The sequence below is a fragment of the Opitutus sp. ER46 genome (assembly GCF_003054705.1).
In the GTDB taxonomy this organism is placed as follows: domain Bacteria; phylum Verrucomicrobiota; class Verrucomicrobiia; order Opitutales; family Opitutaceae; genus ER46.
This window is the reverse complement of record NZ_QAYX01000014.1, coordinates 57,192-78,094: the sequence shown is the minus strand read 5'-3', so window position 1 is coordinate 78,094 and position 20,903 is coordinate 57,192. Positions and strand designations below refer to the sequence as shown.

Annotated in this window: 12 protein-coding genes; 10 read left to right on the top strand and 2 right to left on the bottom strand. The window is 67.8% G+C overall.

Annotation, left to right across the window (positions count from 1 at the left end):
- Positions 1–410: 410 nt before the first annotated feature.
- The 4 genes from DB354_RS01450 to ybeY all read left to right on the top strand — a co-directional run bounded on the left by DB354_RS01450 (position 411) and on the right by ybeY (position 5,058).
- On the top strand, positions 411–908 hold the full coding sequence (locus DB354_RS01450; protein WP_107833654.1) for an HIT domain-containing protein: 498 nt from the start codon (positions 411–413) through the stop codon (positions 906–908).
- 55 nt (positions 909–963) lie between these two features.
- Positions 964–1,953 carry a PhoH family protein gene (locus DB354_RS01445; RefSeq protein ID WP_107833653.1) on the top strand — a complete coding sequence of 330 codons (990 nt, stop codon included), beginning with the start codon at positions 964–966 and terminating at the stop codon, positions 1,951–1,953.
- A complete protein-coding gene (locus DB354_RS01440) occupies positions 1,953–4,313 on the top strand; it encodes an HDIG domain-containing metalloprotein (protein ID WP_107833652.1) in 2,361 nt (786 codons plus the stop codon). Before DB354_RS01445 ends, DB354_RS01440 begins: the two co-directional genes overlap by 1 nt.
- Positions 4,314–4,482: 169 nt before the next feature.
- Positions 4,483–5,058, top strand: coding sequence for an rRNA maturation RNase YbeY (ybeY, locus tag DB354_RS01435; protein WP_107833651.1), 576 nt, complete (start codon positions 4,483–4,485; stop codon positions 5,056–5,058).
- Here the strand turns inward: ybeY and DB354_RS01430 are convergent.
- Entirely contained in the window at positions 5,025–5,444 is a 420-nt protein-coding gene (locus DB354_RS01430) for a DUF4375 domain-containing protein (RefSeq protein WP_107833650.1), read from the bottom strand. The two genes, ybeY and DB354_RS01430, sit on opposite strands and share 34 nt — an antisense overlap.
- Before the next feature lie 73 nt (positions 5,445–5,517).
- The gene (locus DB354_RS01425) at positions 5,518–6,582 is read right to left on the bottom strand and encodes an inorganic phosphate transporter (RefSeq protein WP_107833649.1); all 1,065 of its coding nucleotides are present in this window, start codon (positions 6,580–6,582) and stop codon (positions 5,518–5,520) included.
- Positions 6,583–6,766: 184 nt separating this feature from the next.
- On the opposite strand from DB354_RS01425, the gene DB354_RS01420 reads away from it, so the two are divergent.
- From DB354_RS01420 to DB354_RS01395, 6 genes are all read left to right on the top strand, one after another.
- Entirely contained in the window at positions 6,767–7,462 is a 696-nt protein-coding gene (locus tag DB354_RS01420) for a DUF502 domain-containing protein (RefSeq protein ID WP_107833648.1), read from the top strand.
- A 40-nt stretch (positions 7,463–7,502) separates the two neighbouring features.
- Positions 7,503–8,120 carry a hypothetical protein gene (locus DB354_RS01415; protein ID WP_107833647.1) on the top strand — a complete coding sequence of 206 codons (618 nt, stop codon included), beginning with the start codon at positions 7,503–7,505 and terminating at the stop codon, positions 8,118–8,120.
- Positions 8,121–8,128: 8 nt separating this feature from the next.
- Complete coding sequence (locus tag DB354_RS01410) at positions 8,129–10,843, top strand: helicase C-terminal domain-containing protein (protein WP_233256517.1); 2,715 nt, start codon at positions 8,129–8,131, stop codon at positions 10,841–10,843.
- 388 nt (positions 10,844–11,231) lie between these two features.
- Positions 11,232–15,470: a S8 family serine peptidase gene (locus tag DB354_RS01405; RefSeq protein WP_107833645.1), complete on the top strand. Its 4,239-nt coding sequence runs from the start codon at positions 11,232–11,234 to the stop codon at positions 15,468–15,470.
- Positions 15,471–15,739: 269 nt separating this feature from the next.
- Positions 15,740–18,979, top strand: coding sequence for an error-prone DNA polymerase (locus tag DB354_RS01400; protein WP_107833644.1), 3,240 nt, complete (start codon positions 15,740–15,742; stop codon positions 18,977–18,979).
- 63 nt (positions 18,980–19,042) lie between these two features.
- Positions 19,043–20,893 carry a glycoside hydrolase family 2 TIM barrel-domain containing protein gene (locus DB354_RS01395; protein WP_107833643.1) on the top strand — a complete coding sequence of 617 codons (1,851 nt, stop codon included), beginning with the start codon at positions 19,043–19,045 and terminating at the stop codon, positions 20,891–20,893.
- Positions 20,894–20,903 lie beyond the last annotated feature (10 nt).

Below are 20,903 nucleotides of genomic sequence, written 5' to 3'. Positions count from 1 at the left end.
CGCCGCAAAGTCGCGGTTCATGGACCTGATAGATACCTTAGATATTGATGTATAATAACTAATGAACCTATTCCCGGTGTCGCCCGGCGGATTTCAACACCACCTCTCGCTTACTTTAGTCTCTAAATGATAGAATATTACACATTTCATCGGGCTTACTCCGGCTTCCTCCTATCCGCCATGCCCGGCCGCAGCTTGGAGGCATGTGTGGCAAAGAGGCGGCGAAAAGATTCCATTAATACCTACATATAAACTACTAACGACATCAATAATACTGACCTGACGACGACCGCAGCTCCCGCACGGGGTGGGGCGAAGCCGTTGCCCGCCCGCGCCAAGGTCTCCTTTTGACTTTCCCCTGTGCTACCGCTTTGCTCTCCGACCCTTTTCAAGCCTTCCCAGAATCACTCATGCAGCAGCTGCACGCCTACTGGCGGATGGAATATATCGAAGCTCCTCGCTACCCGCCGGCGATGAAGCGGCCGTTTACCGAGCTGCCTGCCATGGGCGATGATCGCGCCGCCCTGATTGTCCACCGCGCGCGCCTGTCGTACCTCGTCCTCAACCGTTTTCCGTACAACCCCGGCCACCTCCTGGCCGTTCCGTTCCGCGAGGTCACCGACCTTGAGGGTCTCGCCACCGAGGAGCGCGCGGATCTTTTCGAGGAGATCATCTACGGCCAGCGCCTCCTCACCGCCGCCCTCAAGCCCGACGCCTTCAACATTGGCTTCAATCTCGGCGAAGCGGTCGCCGGCGGCAGCATCCCGCACATCCACGGCCACATCGTCCCTCGCTGGAACGGCGACACCAACTTCATGCCCGTCCTCGGCCAGACCCGGATCCTCCCGCAGTCCTTGGACGCCACCTGGGCCAAGCTCGCCGCGGCCGTGCAAACCTGCCCCCGCTAAGGTCCTCACGACCTCTCCGGGCGCATCCTCCAACCCTGCTCCGTCTCCTTCTGTCGTGCCGTCCAAGACGCTCCATTTTCCCAGTCCGCGTCACCTGAGTTCGCTGTTCGGCGGCCGGGAGGAGAACCTCGTCCACGCCGAGCGCGCCCTCGGCTGCCGGCTCACCACCCGCGAGGACTGGCTCAAGATCGAGGGCACCGAGGAACAGGTGCAGACGGCGGACGCTTTGTTCACCTTCCTCGACAAGGGCCGCGCCCAGGGCATGCGCATCCGCACCCCCGATTTTCACCGGATCACGGACGCCTTCGGCCGAGGCGAGGGTCCGCAGCTGCAGACGCTCCTTGACGAGCCGCTCGTCATTGCCACCAACCGCAAGACGATCGTCCCGAAGACCCTCGGCCAGAAGCTCTATCTCCAGTCGATGCTCGCCCACCCCGTCGTGTTCGGCATCGGACCCGCCGGCACCGGCAAGACCTACCTGGCCATGGCCGCCGCGGTGAACGCCCTGCTCAAGAACCAGGTGGAGCGCATCATCCTGACCCGCCCGGCCGTCGAAGCGGGCGAAGCCCTCGGCTTTCTGCCCGGCGACCTCCGCGAAAAGATCCTGCCGTACCTGCGGCCGCTCTACGACGCCCTCCACGACATGCTCGACGCCGAGGATGTCACCCGGCTCACCGAGAAGGGGATCATCGAGATCGCCCCGCTCGCCTACATGCGCGGCCGCACCCTCTCGCACGCGTTCATCATCCTCGACGAGGCCCAGAACACCACATCCGAACAGATGATGATGTTCCTCACCCGCCTCGGCGAAGACTCGCGCATGGTCGTCACCGGCGACGTCACCCAGGTCGACCTCCCGCGCTCCAAGCAGAGCGGCCTGGTCGAAGTCCGCCATATTCTCGAGGATATCCCCGGCATCGATTTTCACACGTTCAGCGGCGCCGACGTTGTCCGGCACCCCCTCGTCCAGCGCATCATCGATGCCTACGAGGCCTATCGTAATCCCGAGGACAACGAAGAGCCGCCCGACGAAAAGCAGTCCTGATGTCCCTCCGTAACCAGCTGAAGCTTCTCCTCGGCGGCCTGCGCGCCCGCCAGACCGGCCGGCCCCCGCCCGTCGCTCCCGCCGCCTGGAGCGAGTTCCTGGAACGCAGCCGCCTCGTCTCCGCCCTCATTTTCATCATCACGGTCGCCGCCATCGTGCTCATCAGCTCGGCGGGCGTGAACACCCTCAATGTGCCGGTGCTGCCCAACCAGGTCGCCACCACGCACATCATCGCCACCACTTCGTTCACCTACGAAAGCGCCGAAAAGACCAAGGCCGCCCAAAATCAGTACGCCGACCGCGTCCCGCCCGTTTACCGCATCGATACCGAGCCGCTCCGGCGCTTCGAAATCGCCGCCCGCGCCCTCCTCGCCGACCTCGACACCTTCGAGTTGACCCATCCGGCCAACGCCCCCGCGCCGGCCCCGCTTTCACCCGCCGCCACCGACCGCCACGCCGAGCTCGGCTCCATCGCCGACGCCTTCAACGCCCGTGGCAACTATCACGTCACGCCGGACGACGTCGCGTCCCTCCTCACCATCGAGCCCCGGCTGCGCGCCGCGATCTTCGAAAACGGCGTCGCCACCCTGCGCGACATCTACGCCGAGGGCGTGGTCGATTCCGCCCTGGGCGGCGTCACCCCCGGCAGCGCCATCGTTTTCCAGATCCAGCGGCCCAACGGCACGATCGGCCAACGCTCCGTCCAGTCGATGGAGGATGCCCTCACGCTCCTCCGCGTCAGCCTCGCCACCGACACCGTCTCCCGCCCCGCCACCCAGGCGGTCTTCCGCGTCTTCCGCTTCGGCCTCACCCCCAACATCGTCTTCGACCGCGCCGCCACCCGCGCCCGCCAGGTCGCCGCGATCAACGCCGTCAAACCCGTCATGGTCTCCGTCTCCACCGGCCAGACCATCATCGAGCCCGGCGACCGCGTGACGCCCGAGCAGTACGAGATGTACACCGCTTACCGGCGCTACCTCCTCTCCACCAGCGACGCCGAGTTTCACGAGGGCCTGACGCTCTACCGGCGGCTCCTCTTGGTGCTCGCGATGGTCGTCGCCTCGCTGATCTACATCCGCATCGAGGACCCGGAGACCCTGCGCAACAACGTCCGCTGCGGCCTGCTCGCCCTCGTCGTCATCCTCAACCTCGCGCTCGTCCGCGGCCTTTATTCGCTTGGCGGCGCCGAGTTCTTCGTCCGCGACGGTTCCTGGGCCTCGACGCTGCCGTACGTCGCCCCCACCGCAATCGCCCCGCTCATCATCGCGATCCTGATCGACGCCGGCTCCGGCATCTTCATGGCGCTGCTGGTCTCGATCTTCACCGGCGTCATCTACGGCAACCGGCTCGACCTGCTCGTCATGACGTACCTCGCGTCGCTCGTGACAATCTACCTCGCGCGCGACGCCCGCAGCCGCCGCGGCGTGGTCCGCGCCGGTGGCGCCGGCGGCCTCACGATCGCCGCATTCGCCCTCCTCATCGGCTTCGCCGACCAGCTCTCCTACGACACGATCGGCCGCCAGATGGTCGCCGGCCTGGTCACCGGTCTCTTCACCGGCGTGGTGGTCGTGGGCTTCCTGCCCATCCTCGAGACGCTGTTCAAACGCACGACCGACATCACCCTCCTCGAGCTGACCGACTACAACCATCCGCTGCTCCGGCACATGCAGCTCGAGGCGCCCGGCACCTACCACCATTCGCTCGTCGTCGCCCAGTTGTCGGAGAACGCCGCGAGCGTCGTCGGCGCCAACCCGCTGCTCGCCCGCGTCTGCGCCCTGTTCCACGACGTCGGCAAGACCGTCAATCCGCAGTTCTTCGCCGAGAACCAACGCGAGCGCGGCAACCCGCACGACAACCGTGACCCGCTCGAGTCCGCGCGGATCATCCGCCAGCACGTCACCGACGGCGTCGACCTCGCCCACAAGCACAACCTGCCGCGCGCGATCGCCGACGTCATCCAGCAGCACCACGGCACCACCCTCGTACGCTACTTTTACCACCGCGCGCTCGAGCGCGCCCAGCCCGCGGCCAACGGCACCCGCGCGATCGTCGACGAGGCGCCGTTCCGCTACGACGGCCCGCGGCCCGTGTTCAAGGAGAGCGCCATCATCAGCATGGCCGACGCCGTGGAGGCGAGCGCCCGGTCGCTGCGGGAAATGACCCCCGAGAAGGTTCACGAGCTGATCGACCGCATCATCAACGAGCGCATCGCCGAGGGGCAGCTCGACAACGCCCCGCTCACGCTCGAGGAGATCACGCGCGTCAAGAACAGCTTCCAGTTCACCCTGGTGAACATGCTCCACGCCCGCATGGCCTACCCGACCGTGAGCGAAACCGCGCCCCAGCCGGCGAGGGCGTGACCGCGGCGGAGTGAGAGTGAAAGTGAAAGTGAAAGGGGGCGGCTGAGCCGCTGTCACCAGGACACCCAACACTGAAATTTGCGATCAGCCCGCTACGTCGGCGGCGCTGCTCCAGCCGCCACATTCCGCATCGCCACTCTCACTTTCACTCTCACTTTCACTCTTTCCGATGCGCTCCGTCGCCATTGCCAACCGTCATCCTGGACTCCGGCTCGACCGCCGGGCGGTCGCCCGCGTGATTCAGACGCTCGACGCCCATCACGCGGAGCTCGCCACGCGGGGCTCGGTGCTGGGCAACGAGGGTGAGCTCTCACTCGTGTTCCTCACCGACGTCGCCCTCGCCGAACTGCACGACCAATTTCTCCAGGACCCGACGATCACCGACGTGATCACGTTCGAGGGTAACCCGGTGCTCGGCACCGCCGGCGAGATCTGCGTCTCCGCCGACGCCGCGTTCCGCCAGACGCTGCCATCCGGCGACGCGCGCCACGGCGCCCACGCCACCAGCGATTTCTCCCGCGAGCTCACGTTGTACCTCGTGCATGGCTGGCTGCACCTCGCCGGTTACGACGATCTCGCGCCGGCGAAGAAGCGCGTCATGCGCCGCGCCGAGGCCCGCGCGCTCGCATTGCTCGAGAGCGCCGGCGCCCTGCCCGCCTTTCGTCTGCGGACGGCGCGCCGCAGCCAATCCGCGCGTCGCGCGACCCCGCGTCAGGCCCGCGCCCGCGGTCGGTCGCGCAGGTAAAGCTCCACGCGCTCGTCGAGATCGTTGCCGTACTCCGCGTACTGCGCCTCGAGTTCGTCGAAGATCCGACGCTTCTCCTCCGGCAAGGCGCGGACCGCCGCGGTGCGACGTTCCCGGTCGGCGGGCACACCCTCCGGCCCGAAGACCGCATTGGCACGCTCCGCCAGCGTCGCGAGCGTCGTCGAACCCACCGCGCGAAACGCCGCCGGCGCCAGCGCCGCGATATCACCCTCCGCCGAGCGATAGAAGCGCTCGAAGCCGGTGTTCGCGACTCGTGCCTCGAAGCACCAGATCGCCGCCAGGGTCTTTTCCTCCTCCGTCAGGCCGGGAATGCCCGCCTGGTGGTAACGGTCCAAGGCCTTCTGCATGGCCAGGTCGACGATCATGATTTCCTCCTTTGGTTTCAGGTTACCCGAAGCTTCGTCGTCCGCAACCGGCGCCCCGCCGTCGCGCCTCCGCTCATACGCCCGCCTCCTGCATCAGGCGCATAATCACATAGCCGAGCAGACCGGTCAGCGGGAGCGTCAACACCCACGCCCACACGATCTTTCCCACCAGGCCCCACTTCACCGCGCTCAGGCGCTTCGTCGCGCCGACGCCCATGATCGAGGTCGAGATCACGTGCGTGGTGGAAACCGGCACACCGATCGTCGACGCGCCGTGAATCACCAGGGCCGCCGTGGTCTCCGCCGCGAAGCCATGCACCGGCTGCAGCTTCACCATCTTGTGTCCCATCGTCCGGATGATCCGCCAGCCGCCGGCCGCCGTCCCCGCCGCCATCGTCAGCGCACAGGCGAGCATAACCCAGCGCGGCACCGTGAACTCGGGCGTGCGGAGGAAATGCAGCCACGGCGGCAGGTCGGCAAACGCGCCCGAGTTCGTCCCGGTGAAGAGCGCGAGCGCGATGATGCCCATCGTCTTCTGCGCATCGTTCGACCCATGGCTGTAGCCCATGAAGCCGGCGCTCACCAACTGCGCCTTGCCAAAGATCATGCCGACGAGCCGCGGCGTCGCTTTCCGCAGGATCACGGTCAGCAGAAACATCAGCACCATCCCACCCAGGAAACCCAGCAGCGGCGAGGTCACCATCGGCAACACGATCTTCGGCCACAGCCCCACGTGATGCCCGCCCGCGTCCACCACCGACCACTTGAGCGCTGCCCAGTGTCCGCCCGAGGTTCCCACCGCCGCCCCGCACAGCCCGCCCACCAGCGCATGGCTCGAACTCGAGGGCAGCCCCAGCCACCACGTGAACAGCCCCCACACGATCGCGCTCAGCAGCGCCGCCAGCACCGTCGCCATTGTGATGTACTGCGTGTCGACCAGCCCTTTGCCGATCGTCGACGCCACCGCCGTGCCCATCAGCGCGCCAAACAGATTCCAGAACGCCGCCCAGAGCACCGCCTCCCGGGGGCCGAGGACCTTGGTGGACACGACCGTGGCGATGGCATTCGCGGTGTCGTGAAAGCCGTTGATGTACTCGAAGACAAGGGACGCCAAAAGCACCAGAAGGAAGAGCGTCATGGAAGTAAGCTGGAGGAAGGCACGTTGCGCTCCTGCCGCCACCCTCGCCAAGCCCCGCCATGGCTCGTCACCGAATTGTAACATTCAGGGGCCAAACGTCGCTTGCCGCATCGCCTCCCCCCTCGCCTCCGGCACCGAGTTTTTCCGTGCGTTCAGAACCCCCGCAGATACCTTCCGAGCATCCATGGCCGAAACGCCCGAGTCTCCGTCCCGCCTCATCACGTTCCGCAACGCGTTCCTCTCGGGGCTCCTGTTGCTGGCACCGCTGATCGTCACCGTTTGGGCATTCAGCAAGATCATCGACATCGTCGGCGGCACCTTCCGTCCGATGTACGAGCGCTACCTGCCGCAACCGCTGCAGACCATCCCGTTCTTCTGGGACTTCCTTGGCACCATCGTTGTCATCCTGCTCATCACCGCGCTGGGCTACCTGTCCAACTACGTCCTCGGTAAATTCTTTTTCAGCATCGCCGAGCGGGCCATCCATCGCATCCCCGGCATCGGCGGTCTCTACCAGTCGGTAAAGCAGATCGTCCAGACCTTCGGCGGCCAGAACCGGAACCTGTTCAACAAGGTCGTCCTCGTGGAGTTTCCGCGGAAGGGGCTCTGGAGCATCGGCTTCCTGACCAACAAAGCGCAGGGCGAACCCCACCGCATGGCCGGAGCCGAGCTCTGGACCGTGTTCATTCCCACCACGCCCAATCCCACCAGCGGCTTCCTCATCATGGTCCCGCGCCAGGACATCGTGGAACTCGAGATGAGCGTCGGCGAGGGCATGAAGATGGTCATCTCCGGGGGTGCCGTCATCCCGGCGGCTCCCGGCAGCCACGAAGCCCCGACCGTCGTCACGAACCCGCCCGCCGCCACCCCGCTGGCCTAGGTCGCCGCCCCCGCGCCGGTCTCCGTTTCCCGCCCGTCCCGTGCCCGCGCAATCGCTCCAGACCGAGGGCTTCATTCTGCTGAAGTACCCGCCCGGCGACTCGTTCCAGACGCTCACGGTTTTCTCGCCGGAGCACGGCAACCTCGCCGTGCTCCAGCGCATCGCGAAGAAACCCGGCACCAACCCCGCCCTTGACCTCTTCGACGAGGCCGCCCTCGGGCTCGAGACCTCCAACCAGGGACGCACCTACTTTCTCAAGGAAGCCCGCCTGCTGACGCGTCACCCCGACATCGGCCGCAGCTACGAGTCTCTCCGCCTCGCGTGCGCGCTCGCCACGCTCATCGCCCGCAACCCCGTGCACGAGGACAGCCGCCCGCAGGTCGGCGCGCTCCTCCGCACCGTGTTCGCCGCCTTCGCCGCCAGCGACCGGCCCGACATCGTGTACCTGAAGGGGCTGTATCGGTTTGCCCGTGACGAAGGCTACCCGCTCAAGGAGCAGTGGTTCCCCACCCTCCCGTCCGCCGATCGCGCCGCGCTGACCGCCCTGCTCAACCGCCCGCTCGCCGAGCAGGCCACGCCCGCCGAGATGGTCGCCCACCTGCAGCGGCGACTCGAAGATTATCTGCGCGGCCACACGGAGATCATCGTCGCCGGATGAATTTCGATTTGGACAAACGCACAGCCGCGCTGGGCGTCGGCGAGTTTTCCTCATTCACGCTCGGCCCGCGCGAGTCCGGTGATGGCGTGGGCGGCGGCATCTGGCGCGCTCACCTCGGCACGCACTGGCACAACGAACTGCGCACCCGCGCGACCGCCGAGCACGGCGCCGCCGCCACGTTCGAGATCCCGATCACCGGCCAGGTCGCCCACCGCGGCTGGACGCTAACGCTCACCGGCCGGATCGATCAGCTCATCCAGCCGCCGGCGCCACCCGCAGACAGCGGCCCGCCGCCGGAGACCGCGTCGGCGGCTGGCGCGGCGGCGTCGACGCACCGCGCCCGCCGCGCCGCGGCCACGCGTCCGGTCATTCTCCGCGAGATCAAGTCCGTCACGCGGCCGCTTCCCGCTGACGAAACCGAGCTACGGCGCGACTACCCCGACTACTTCGTTCAGATCGCCACGTATCTCGCGCTCGGCCGCAGCGGGCTGCTGCGCGCCGCCACGCCCGCCGCCGACGCCTTTCTCCCCGGTGACACCGCGACCGTCCTCCGCGGCGAACTGGTCTTCGTCGAAACCAGCGCGGGGCTCGTGCAGACGCTCACGCTCGCGAGCGCCGAGGACGCCCTGTTCACCGCGCAGCTCGAGCGCGTCGTCGAGTTTCTTAACCTGCGCCTCCGCGCGCGCGAACGCCTGCGCGGGCTTCGCTACCGTCCGCCGTTTCCCTCGCCCCGCCCCGGCCAGGAGACCACGCTCACCGAGCTCACGACCACGTTCGAGCAGCGGCCGCTCGTGCTCTTCGAGGCGCCCACCGGCTTCGGCAAGACCGGCGTCATGCTGGAGTTCGCCCTCGGGCAACTGCGCTCCGGCCACTTCGACCGCGTCCTCTACCTCACGAGCAAGTCCACGGGCCAGATCCAGGTCGTGGACACCCTGGGGCGGATGACCGCGCCCGAGGAAAGCCCCGCGGCCCCCGGTGCCGCCGTCGCGCCGACACCTGACCTCGCGCAACCAGGCGGTACGGCCGCCGCCCCGGTCCGGGCAACGCCCGTCGCCGTCTGGCACGTGCGCAACAAGGGCGAGCATTGCGTCAACGCGACGTTCCATTGCGTGCGCGACAACTGCCAGTACCTCGCCGGCGCGCCCGAGCGCTGGGGCCGCAGCGGCCTGGCGCGCTTCTACCTCGACGAACAGCACGCGCGGGACCTCGAGACGTTGCGCGCCGCCGGTCGCGAGGCCCGCATCTGCCCGTACGAGATCACGCGCGCCGCCCTCGCGTTCAACGACGTGTGGATCGGCGACTACAACTACGTCTTCGCGCCCGGCAACCGCGGGTTGTTCTACGACCAGCCGGGCTTCCTTCCCGCGCGCACGCTCCTGCTCGTCGACGAGGCGCACAACCTGCCCAACCGCGTCGCCGACGCCTACTCGCACGGGTTCACCGCCACCGACGCCTACACCGTGCGCGAGGATCTCAATCGCATCCGCCCGCCGGCCAGCCTCCTCTCCGCCTGGGACCACTGGTGCCACTTCCTGCACCACCTCCGCCCGAGCGACGGACTTTCCGCCGACGATGAGGACGATGCCCGCCATCTGCTGGGCGAGATCGCCAAGCACGTCTCCACCGGCCAGCTCGATTACGCCGCGCTCGGCCCCTACGCCGCCGACGCCCTCTGGTCCGTGCCCGCGCTCCTCGACGAACTCGAGCAGTCGACGCTCCCCCGGCTCTGGTGGAGCCCGCGCGGCGCCGAGCTCGCCCTCACGTGCCTGGATGCCGCGCCCGCGATTGGCGCGACCTTGCGGGAGTTCGGCGGCGTCGTCCTCGCCAGCGCGACGTTGACTCCGGTCGACGGGTTCGCCGCCGCCTGCGGTCTCGCCCGCGAGGCCGCGCCCGTAATCAAATCCGCGCCCTCGCCGGAGCCCGCCCAACCCTTGCCCGAGCGCCTCGGCGAGCTGAACAAGCGTACCACGCGCAAGCTCTACAAGCAGCTCACCACCGCCGCCCAACTGCTGCGTGTCGAGGAGGCGCGCGATGCCGCCACGCCCACCCACCTGCGCGCCCATGCACCGTGGCGCGACGGCACGTACGACGTCGCGTTCGACGCGCGCGTCGACACCACCTTTCAGCACCGCTCGCGCTTCTACCCAGAGACCGGCGCCACGGTCGTCGCGCTCCAGGACGCCGCGCACACGCCCGTGGCCGTCTTCTTCCCGTCGTACGCCTACGCCGACGCCATCCGCCAGGAACTCGCGACCAGCACGCCTGAGTTCCGCGTCGCCGTGCAACCCAAGGTGCGCGACCTCGCCGCCCAAGGCGCCTGGGTTGAGGAATCATTAAGCCAGGCCGACGCGCTTTTCCTGGTCCTGGGTTCCAGCTTTGCCGAAAGCATTGACGTCCTCGGCGGCCGCATCAGCCACGCCATGATCATCGGGCCCGCCCTCCCCGAGGTGAACGCCGTCCAACGCGCCCGCCTGGCCGAGGCCGCGCGCCAGGGCCTATCGCGCGACGCCGCCTTCCGACAGGTCTATCAGATCCCGGGCATGACCAAGGTGAACCAGGCGCTCGGCCGGCTCGTCCGCGCCCCCGGCCACCGCGCCCGCGTCCTCCTGCACTGCCGTCGCTTCACCGACGCCGGCTACCGCGACCTGCTCGCTCCCGAGTACCAGGCCGGCACTACGATCCTCGACGACCTCGCCTTCGCCGCCTGGCTCAACCGCGCCTGAGTCCGCGGAACGCGTTTCCGCTTCGTCACTTTAATCTGCCGGCTTCTCCCGCACCCCGCGCCGGGATCAGCCTCGCATCAGGTCACTTGGTTCCGACGCCCTTCGACCGACGCGCTCGCCGAGTATCCGGACATTATTCCGAGTATCCGGACATTATCCGCTTAGACGTTGATGCTACGTTAATTATAATTGCAGCCCTCCTGTCCATCGCCTCGTTGCTTCTCCTCGCCCGTCCCTCGCATCGCACTTTCACCATCACTTTCACTCTCACTTCGGCGCGGCGCAGCCGCGCCGAGCCGAGCCGTCTGACTTTTACTAACATTCTGTCACTTCCGTGACTCGCCTCGCCTTCGACGACGGCGCAGCGTCAACGCCAATTTCACGCACCATGCTACGCCAGCTCACTGCTGTCCTGATTGTTCTCTGTTCGCTCGCGGCGTTCGCAAACGCCGCCGCAACCGATGGCGGCTTGCGGTCGGCGAGCCGCGCCCTTCATCACGACCGGAACATCCTGGCCAAGCCCCGCGCCGACGCCCTTAGCCAGGCTGACCGGGCAGAGCGGGACGAGGGTCTCGAGATCCGCCAGCGTTTCAGCAGCCTCGGCGACCTGCGCGTGCTCCGCGTCGCCAAGGGTGAATCCGTCCCCGACGCCATCGCCCGCCTGAAGGCGACCGGCCGCTATGAGTACGTCGAGCCCGACTACGTGATGCAGGCGGACGCCACGGTGCCGAACGACACCTACTTCTACACCCAGTGGGGCCTCAGCAACACCGGCCAGCTCACGGGCTCCATTCCTGGCCGCGACATCAACGCCACCCTGGGGTGGGACGTGATCCACGATGCCCCCAACGTCATCGTCGGACTCATCGACAGCGGCATCCGCACCGACCACCTCGACCTCACGCCCAACCTCTGGCAGAACCCGGCGCCGACCTTTGGTGATATCAACGGCATGAGCTCGATGGAGGGCGTGCGCGGCGTCGACCTGAACGATCAAACCGGCCACGGCTCGCACGTCGCCGGCATCATCTGCGCGCGCGGCAACAATGGCCTCAACGTCAGCGGCGTCGCGTGGCGCGCGCAGCTCATGGTGCTCAGAAACATGAACGATGAGGGCAACGCGTACACCAGCGACTCCATCGCCTGCCTGAACTACGCCATCGCCCACGGCGCCAAGGTCATCAACTGCAGCTTCGGCGGGACGAGCTACTCCAGCGCGTTCTACACCGCCCTGAAGGCGGCCCGCGACGCCGGCGTCATCGTCGTCTGCTCCGCCGGCAACACCGGCACGGACAACGAGGTCGCCCCCCACTACCCGTCCAATTACCTTCTCGACAACATCGTCGCCGTCGGAAACTCCGACGCCTCCGACCTCCGGGCCTCGAGTTCCTGCTACGGCGCGCGCGTCGATCTCTTTGCCCCCGGCACCTCCATCCGGTCGACTTACAACAACAGCTCCACCGGCATGGCCACCGCCGGTGGCACCTCGATGGCCACGCCTTTCGTCACCGGCACCATCGCCCTGCTGCGCGAACAGTATCCGAACGACAGCTACCGCGACATCATCAACCGCCTGCTGCGCGGCGCCGAACGCGTCGCCGAGCTTCGCGACTACGCCCTCACCGGCGCCCGCCTCGATCTCTACGGCGCCCTCATGGCCGATCCGCTGCCGTTCAACCTCAACGCCGACCATGCCGCCACCGTGACCGGCACCACCTTCTCGCTGCGCGCCAGCAGCGCCACCTCCGCCACAACCATCCCCACCCCCACCGGCGAGCCCACGCACATCGGTTCGCGACCGCTCTGGTGGCGCTGGACCGCCCCCGCCACCGGCAAATACATCCTCAACACCGTTGGGAGCGCGGTGGACACCGGCCTCGATGTGTACACCGGCACGATCACCACCGGCACGCCTGCCTCGTCCACGCTCACCCGCATCGCCTCCAACGACGACGACGGCACCAGCAAGACCAGTTCCGTCAGCTTCACCGTCAACGCCGGCACCACCTGTTACTTCGTCGCCAGTCTCGCTCGCGGCGCCGCCGGCTACACCCAACTCAACTTCGCCAAGGTCGTTGCCAACGACGATTTCGAGAACGCCGCCCCGCTCGGGGGTGTCAGCGCCCAAGTCACCCTCGACAACAGCACCGCCTCCCTGCAGGCCAACGAGCCCAAGATCCTCGATCGGGCCGGGCTCGGCTCCGTCTGGTACAAGTGGACCGCTCCCCAATCGGGCCGCTTCCAGGTTTCCGTCTACTCGTTCGATTTCGATCCCATGCTCGCGATCTACACGGGCTCGGCGATCGACCAGTTGACGCTCGTGACGGCCAACGACGACAGCGCCGACAGCAGCTACATCAACACAGACAGCCTGTGCACGTTCCAAGCCGTCTCCGGCACCACCTACTACCTGAAAGTCCAGTCGCGCGGCACCTACCTGGGCACCGCCGTCCTTTCGCTCGTCGACTCCGATTGGCAGTTCGTCACGAACAGCGGCATCGTCACGACCAGCCCGGCCATCGCCCCCGATGGCACGCTCTATGTGGGTTGCGGATTGGCCGACAGCCGGCTCGTCGCCCTCAACCCTGACGGCACCCTGAAGTGGAGTTACGCCACCACCTCCGGCATGAGCATCGCTCCGCCCGCGATCGGCGCCGATGGCACCATCTATCAGTCCACCCTCGACAACGAGGTGCTCGCCCTGACGCCCACCGGGACCCTCAAGTGGAAGCGCTCCTTCGCCAGCACGCCCACCGGCGGCATCGCCATCGCGGCCGATGGCACGCTCTACGTCCAGGTATTTGATGGTAACCTCCACGCCCTCAAACCCACCGACGGCACCAGCAAGTGGACGTTCGCCACCGGCACGACCACCTTCGCCAGCCCCGTGATCGCCGCCGACGGCACGATCTACCAGGGTTCCGACGTCAACCGCGCGCTCTACGCCATCAATGCCGATGGCACGCAGAAATGGAAGTACGCCCTCGACGCCGACACGTTCTCCACGCCGGCCATCGACGCCCAGGGCAACATCTACTTTGCGACGTACTCGAACGCCACGCTCCTGTCCCTCACCTCCGCCGGCACCCTCCGCTGGAGCCACATCGCGGCGACCGCGACCAACAGCCTCAGCAGCTCTCCCGTGCTCAGCGCCGACGGGAAGACCGTGTACATCGCCACCTCCGAGGGCCGCCTCGAAGCCGTCAACGCCGCCAGCGGCGTGCCCGTCTGGGCGTACCAGTGCGCCGACTCCATCCTCGCCTGCACCCCGGCGATCGATGCCAACGGCGTGATCTACGTGGGCGCGTACGACGGCAAACTCTACGCCATCACCGCCAATGGCGCTCTGCGCCGCATCTGGGCCACCGGATCCCGGATCCGGTCCAGCCCGCTGATCGCCGGCACCTCCCTCTACGTCGGCAGCTACGATTTCAAGCTGTACGCCTTCGACATCGGCGCCTCCGCCGCCGGCGGTTCCTGGCCGCAAGCCCGGCAGAACGCCAGCCGCACCGGCCGCGCCCAGGCCACCACGCTGACCGCCAGTGTGTATCCGGCATCCATCTATGCCGCGCTGGGCAACACCACGACCCTGCGCGCTGCCGCCACCGGCGACGGTCCGCTCACGTTCCAGTGGTACAAGGACGGCCAGGCCATCACCGGCGCCACCTCGGCCCGCTACGTGATCGCATCGATCACCGCCGGCGACGTCGGCAAATACACCGTCCGCGTCACCGGGTCCCAGGGCACCGTAACCAGCGCCGAACTGCCGCTCTCGCTCCCCCAAGCCGACGTCACGCCCCGGATCGCGAATGTCTCCATTCTTTCGCGCTCCGGCTCGGCCGCCGCCCCGCTCACCGCGGGTGTCGTGATCGGCGGAGGCGCCGCCGGGAGCAAGCTTCCGCTCCTGATGCGTGCCAGCGGCCCCTCCCTGGAGAAGGTCTTGGGCGTTCCCGGCAGTCTGCCCGACCCCGTCCTCCGCGTGCTCGACGCGGCAGCCAACACCATTGGGTATAACGCCGGCTGGGCAGGGAACCCCGAGATCGTTCGCGCCGGTACCGCCGTGTATGCCTTCCCGTTCTTCTCCACGACCAGCCTCGACGCAGCCGTGCTCCAGTCCCTGGCCCCCGAGCGCTACACCGTTCAGGTGACCGGCAACGCCGCCAACAGCTCCGGCGCCGCCCTGGTCGAAATGTACGACACCAGCACCACCTTCACGTCTGCCACCCCGCGCATCGTGAACATCTCGGCCCGGGCGGATGTGGGCGGCGCCGCCGGCATCCTCACCGCCGGCTTCTATATCAGCGGCAGCACGCCGAAACGCGTGCTTATCCGCGCGATCGGCCCGCGCCTGGCGGACCTCAGCGTCCCGGGGGTCCTTGAGGACCCGATTCTGGATGTCTATCGCGCGGGTGAGAATGCGCCGTTCATCACGTGCGACAACTGGGATGGCACCAACAATGAACTCATCAGCGTCACCAGGAACGTATGGGCCTTCAATCTGCTGGCGGGATCGAAAGACGCCGCGTTGCTTCTGACGCTCCCCGCCGGCGGCTACACCGCCGTGGTCCGCAGCGCCAAAGAGAACGCCACCGGCGTGGCCCTGGTCGAAGTCTACGAGGCCCCGTAACGCGCGGCCTGAGTTGCATCCTGGCGGCCAACGCCAGCCAAGAGGGCCGGGGTAATTCCCGGCCTTTCTTGTTTCCGGCATCGGCCTTCCCGGGCCGCCAGCCACCCGCGCCGACACGGAATTTGTCCGGATACTATTCCGACAAGTGCTTGGGCAATGGGTGATTAAATTACAGGTTTCCTTCCCTCGCCGCCCCCGGTTTTAAACGGCGGGTTGCCCTGAGCCGGGCGACGTGTACACCTGTACACGTCGCCCCATGGCGGCCGCCCATGTCGTACGTCGAACTGCATGCCCGCAGCGCCTTCAGCTTCCTTCGCGGCGCCTCGAATCCCGAGGACCTCGCGAAGGCCGCCGCGGCGCAGCAGCTCCCCGCCCTCGCGCTCCTCGACCGCGACGGCGTCTACGGCGCGCCCCGCCTCTTTGGCCCCGCCCGGGAAAACGGCCTGCGCGCGCTCGTCGGCGCCGAGATCACCTTGCTCGACGGCGCCGTCGTCCCGCTCCTCGCCGCCACCCCGCGCGGTTATCAGAACCTCTGCCAGCTCATCACCGAGGCCAAGCTCACGCCGCGCCCGGGCCACGCGCCCACGCCCGACAGCGGCCCCACCCCTGCCGAACGGAAACGGCCTTGCTTCGCCACGTGGGATGAACTCGCACGTTTCTCCGACGGCCTGATCGCCCTCACTGGCGACGAGGAGGGCCCCGTCCGCCGCGCGTGGCGCACGCAGGGCGCCGCCGCCGCCTCCGCTGCCCTCGACCCGCTCCTCACGATCTTCGGGCCCGACCGGCTGTTCCTGGAAGTACAGCGGCACCGGGTGCGGGGCGAGGAACGCGAGCTGCGTTTCCTGCGCGACCTCGCCGCCGCCCGGCGGCTGCCCTTGCTCGCCACCGGCGGCGTGACCTACGCCACGCGCTCGGCCCGCCCGGTCGCCGACGTCTTCACCTGCCTGCGCCACCACACCACCCTCGACGCCGCCGGCTGCCGGCTTTCGCGCAACGACAACCGACAGGTGAAATCCGCCGCGGAGATGGCGGCGCTCTTCCCCGACCTGCCGGAGGCGCTCGCCAACACCAGCCGGCTCGCCGAGCGCGTCACCTTCAGCCTCCGCGATCTCGGGTACCGGTTTCCTGAATACCCCGTGCCACCCGGCCACACCATGCCGAGCTTCCTCCGCGAATGCGCCTACGCCGGCTGCCGCGAGCGCTACAGCCGGATCACGCCGCGCATCCGCCGCCAGCTCGAGAAGGAACTCGCGCTCATCACCAAGCTCGGGTTCAGCGGCTACTTTCTCATCGTCTGGGATATCTGCCGGTTCTGCCGCGAGCAGCACATCCTCGTCCAGGGCCGGGGCAGCGCCGCCAACAGCCTCGTCTGCTACGCGCTGCGCGTCACCGCCGTCGATCCCATCAAGTGCCGCCTCCTCTTCGAGCGCTTCCTCAGCGAGGGGCGCGTCGGCGCCGACGGCCATCCTTCGTGGCCCGACATCGATCTCGACCTCCCGAGCGGCGACCTGCGCGAGCGCGTGATCCAGGAGATCTACCAGCGCTATGCCCCGCGCGGCGCCTCGATGACCGCCAACGTCATCACCTACCGTGGCCGCAGCACCATCCGCGAACTCGGCAAGGTCCTCGGCTTCGGCGACGATGCCCTCGACCGATTTTCCAGCCTCTACGCCAACGGCGATTTTCCGGAGACCCTCGAGCTCAAGCAGCAGCTCGGCCTGGCCGGCATCGCCACCCAGCACCCGCGCGCCGAAGCCCTCGCCTCCCTCTATGGGAAGGTCCACGGGCTGCCGCGCCATCTCGGCCAGCACTCCGGCGGCATGGTCATCTGCCAGGGCCAGTTGTCCTCGGTCGTCCCCCTCGAAAACGCCTCCATGCCCGGCCGCATCGTCTGCCAGTGGGACAAGGACGACTGCGAGGACCTCGGCATTGTGAAGGTCGACTTTCTCGGGCTGGGCATGATGGCCGTCCTCCAGGACACCTTTGCCCTGTGCGCGCAGCGCGAACACCCGCTCGAGCTGTATCAGATTCCGCAGAACGACCGCGCCGTATACCGGGCCATGCGCGCCGCCGACACCATCGGCGTGTTCCAGATCGAGAGCCGCGCCCAGATGGCCACGCTGCCGCGCTTCCAGCCGCGGACATTCTACGACGTCGCCATGCAGGTTGCGATCGTCCGCCCCGGCCCGATCGTCGGCAACCTTGCCCATCCGCTCATCCGCCGCCGCCGCCGCGAGGAACAGCCGGACTGGATCGATCCGAGCGTCGCCGCGATCGTGAAGCCCATCCTCAAGCGCACCAGCGGCGTCATTCTGTTTCAGGAGCAGATGCTCGAGCTCTCGATGAAGCTCGCTCACTTCAATGGCAGCGAAGCCGAGGAGCTTCGCCGCGCCATGGGCTTCACGCGCCACCCCGAACGGCTCGATCGCGCGCTGGCCAAGCTCTGCGCCGCCCTGCGGGCGGCCGGCCACAACGAGAACGTCGTCCGCCGGGTCAGCGAGTCCGCCCTCTCGTTCGCCGCCTACGGCTTCCCCGAGTCCCACGCCATCAGCTTCGCCCTGCTCGCCTACGCCAGCACCTGGTTGAAGCTCCACCATCCCGCCGAGTTCACCGCGAGCCTGCTCAACAACCAGCCCATGGGCTTCTACGCGCCCGCCACGATCCTGCAGGACGCCCGCCGCCACGGGCTAAAGATCCGGCCGGTCTGCGTCACCGCCTCCGACTGGAACTGCACCGTGGACGACCCTGCCACCATCCGGCTCGGGCTGCGCTACGTGAAGGGACTCCGCGCCGCCTCCGTCGAGGCCATGCTTGCCGCCCGCCGCGAACGTGCGTTTCACTCGCTCGGCGATTTTCTGCGGCGCTCGCCTTTCGCTCCGCCCGAGCGCCGCGCGCTCGCCGCTGTCGGCGCCCTCAACACCTTTGCCCCCCACCGCCGCGCCGCCTTGTGGCAGGTCGAGGCCGCCTGGTCCGAACACGAGGCGCTCTTCAAGTACGCGGTCGACGACGAGCCCGACGCCGAGTTGGCCGGCGCGGCCGGGGCAAATGCCTCGTTCGCAGGCGGCGGGGCCGGTGCGGCTTCGCCGCTCCCGCCGATGTCGTTGCCCGAACGACTGCACGCCGATTTCGCCGGCCTGTCGCTCACCGTAGGCACCCATCCCATGGCGCTCGCCCGTCCCCGACTGCCGGAGCTGTGGCGTGCCTCCGACCTGCTCCTCGGTCGCGACGGTGAACGCGTCACCATCGGGGGTGCCGTCATCTGCCGCCAGCGCCCGGGGACCGCCAAGGGCTTCGTCTTCATCAGCCTCGAGGACGAAACCGGCATCGCCAACGCCGTCGTCCTGCCGCAAGTCTTCGAGCAGAACCGGCTCGTCATCACCCAGGAGCCCGCCCTGCGCATCAGCGGCCGGCTCCAGCATGAGTCCGGCGTGATCCACATCCGCGCCGAGGCCATCGCCCCACTGCCCGAGGCGAACCTCCCCACGCTCGCCTCGCACGACTTCCGCTGACGCGAATACTTTCCTGATCTTTCCGCTTCCGCGCGTTCCGGCTTCAGCCCAGATTGCGCGATCATGCTGCTCCGCGCCCTTCGCCCCCTGGCGTTCCTCGCCCTTCTTGGCGCCGCCCCGCTGCTCCGCGCCGACCCCGCCCTCGCCAACGTCTACGCGCGCCCGTCCGTCAGCCTGAACGGCAAGTGGCACGTGATCATCGACCCGTATGAAACGGGTTACTACGACTACCGCCGCCAGCCGCTCGACGCCGCGGCCAAGCCCACCTCCGGCTACTTCCTCGACCAGCAGCCGGCCGACAAGTCGCAGCTCCTCGAATACAACTTCGACACCAGCCCGACGCTCACCGTCCCCGGGGACTGGAATTCCCAGGCCGACCCATACCTCTACTACGAGGGCACGGTCTGGTACCGCCGGAAGTTCGACTTCACCCGCACCACGCCCGACTCCCGCGTGTTCGTGTACTTCGGCGCCGCCAACTATCGCGCCGATGTCTACCTGAACGGCCGCAAGCTCGGCACCCACCTCGGGGGCTTCACGCCCTTCTCCTATGAGGTCACCGGCCTCGTGCAGGCGACCGGCAACTCGCTCGTCGTCCGCGTCGACAACCGCCGCTACCTTGAGGCCGTGCCGACGGTGAACACCGACTGGTGGAACTACGGCGGTCTCACCCGCGACGTCCTGCTCGTGGAGACGCCCGCGACCTACATTGCCGATTTCCGCGTCCAGTTGCCGAAAGGCGTCATCGACCGGATCGAGGCGCGCGTCCAGCTCGACGGCCCGCGCCGCCAGCAGAAGGTGCGCGTCGCGATCGGCGACCAGTTCGCCGCGGAGATCCAGACCGACGCAAAGGGCGCTGGCCAGGTCACGCTGCCCGCGACCGGCCTCGCCTTGTGGTCGCCGGAGCACCCGCACCTGTACCCGGTCACGCTGACGGCGGAGACGGACCGGACGACGGACCGCATTGGTTTTCGCACCATCGAGGTGCGCGGGCCCGACCTCTTCCTCAACGGCCAGCCTCTCTTCCTGCGCGGCATCTGCATCCACGAGGAGAATCCCATGCGCGGTGGCCGCGCCTATTCGCGCGAGGATGCGCGCCTGCTGCTCGGCTGGGCCAAGGAGCTCAACTGCAATTTCGTCCGACTGGCCCACTATCCCCACAACGAGTTCATGGCGCGCACCGCCGACGAGCTTGGGCTCCTCGCCTGGGAGGAGGTGCCGGTTTACTGGACCATCCAGTGGGAGAACCCGGAGACGTTGCAGAACGCGCGCACCCAGCTCACCGACCTGATCGTCCGCGACCAGAACCGCGCCAGCGTCATCGTCTGGTCCGTGGCCAATGAAACGCCCGTGAGCGAGCCTCGCACGCGTTTCCTGAAGACCCTCGTCGACACCGCGCGCGGGCTCGACGGCACGCGCCTCGTGTCCGCCGCCATGGAGGTGCACAACGACCGCACCAGGGCCGATCCCGACCTGAAGGTCGTGGACGATCCGTTTGGCGAATACACCGATATCCTCGCGTTCAACCAGTATATCGGCTGGTACGACGGCCTGCCCGCGAAGCTCGATCGCGTGCATTGGAGCATCAAATACAACAAGCCGGTCTTCATCAGCGAATTTGGCGCCGACGCGCTGCAGGGCCTCCATGGCGACATGCTGACGCGGTTCAGCGAGGAGTATCAGGCGGATCTGTACCGCCGCACGCTCGCGATGCTGGAAAAGATCCCGCAGTGGCGTGGCTGCACGCCGTGGATCCTGGCGGATTTCCGGTCCCCGCGCCGGCTGCTGCCGCACGTGCAGGACGGCTGGAACCGCAAGGGCCTCATCGGTGAGAACGGCACCCGCAAGCAGGCGTTCGGCGTGTTGCAGGAGTTCTACGCGCGCCAGGCCGGAGCGCCCGTCTCCGGCAAGTGACGCGCGGGCC

Bases quoted from the DNA above. Each gene is read 5' to 3' on its own strand.
- DB354_RS01400 (WP_107833644.1), top strand. From the start codon at position 15,740: ATGTCGTACGTCGAACTGCATGCCCGCAGCGCCTTCAGCTTCCTTCGC.
- DB354_RS01395 (WP_107833643.1), top strand. From the start codon at position 19,043: ATGCTGCTCCGCGCCCTTCGCCCCCTGGCGTTCCTCGCCCTTCTTGGC.
- ybeY (WP_107833651.1), top strand. From the start codon at position 4,483: ATGCGCTCCGTCGCCATTGCCAACCGTCATCCTGGACTCCGGCTCGAC.
- DB354_RS01405 (WP_107833645.1), top strand. From the start codon at position 11,232: ATGCTACGCCAGCTCACTGCTGTCCTGATTGTTCTCTGTTCGCTCGCG.
- DB354_RS01450 (WP_107833654.1), top strand. From the start codon at position 411: ATGCAGCAGCTGCACGCCTACTGGCGGATGGAATATATCGAAGCTCCT.
- DB354_RS01430 (WP_107833650.1), bottom strand. From the start codon at position 5,444: ATGATCGTCGACCTGGCCATGCAGAAGGCCTTGGACCGTTACCACCAG.
- DB354_RS01440 (WP_107833652.1), top strand. From the start codon at position 1,953: ATGTCCCTCCGTAACCAGCTGAAGCTTCTCCTCGGCGGCCTGCGCGCC.
- DB354_RS01425 (WP_107833649.1), bottom strand. From the start codon at position 6,582: ATGACGCTCTTCCTTCTGGTGCTTTTGGCGTCCCTTGTCTTCGAGTAC.
- DB354_RS01420 (WP_107833648.1), top strand. From the start codon at position 6,767: ATGGCCGAAACGCCCGAGTCTCCGTCCCGCCTCATCACGTTCCGCAAC.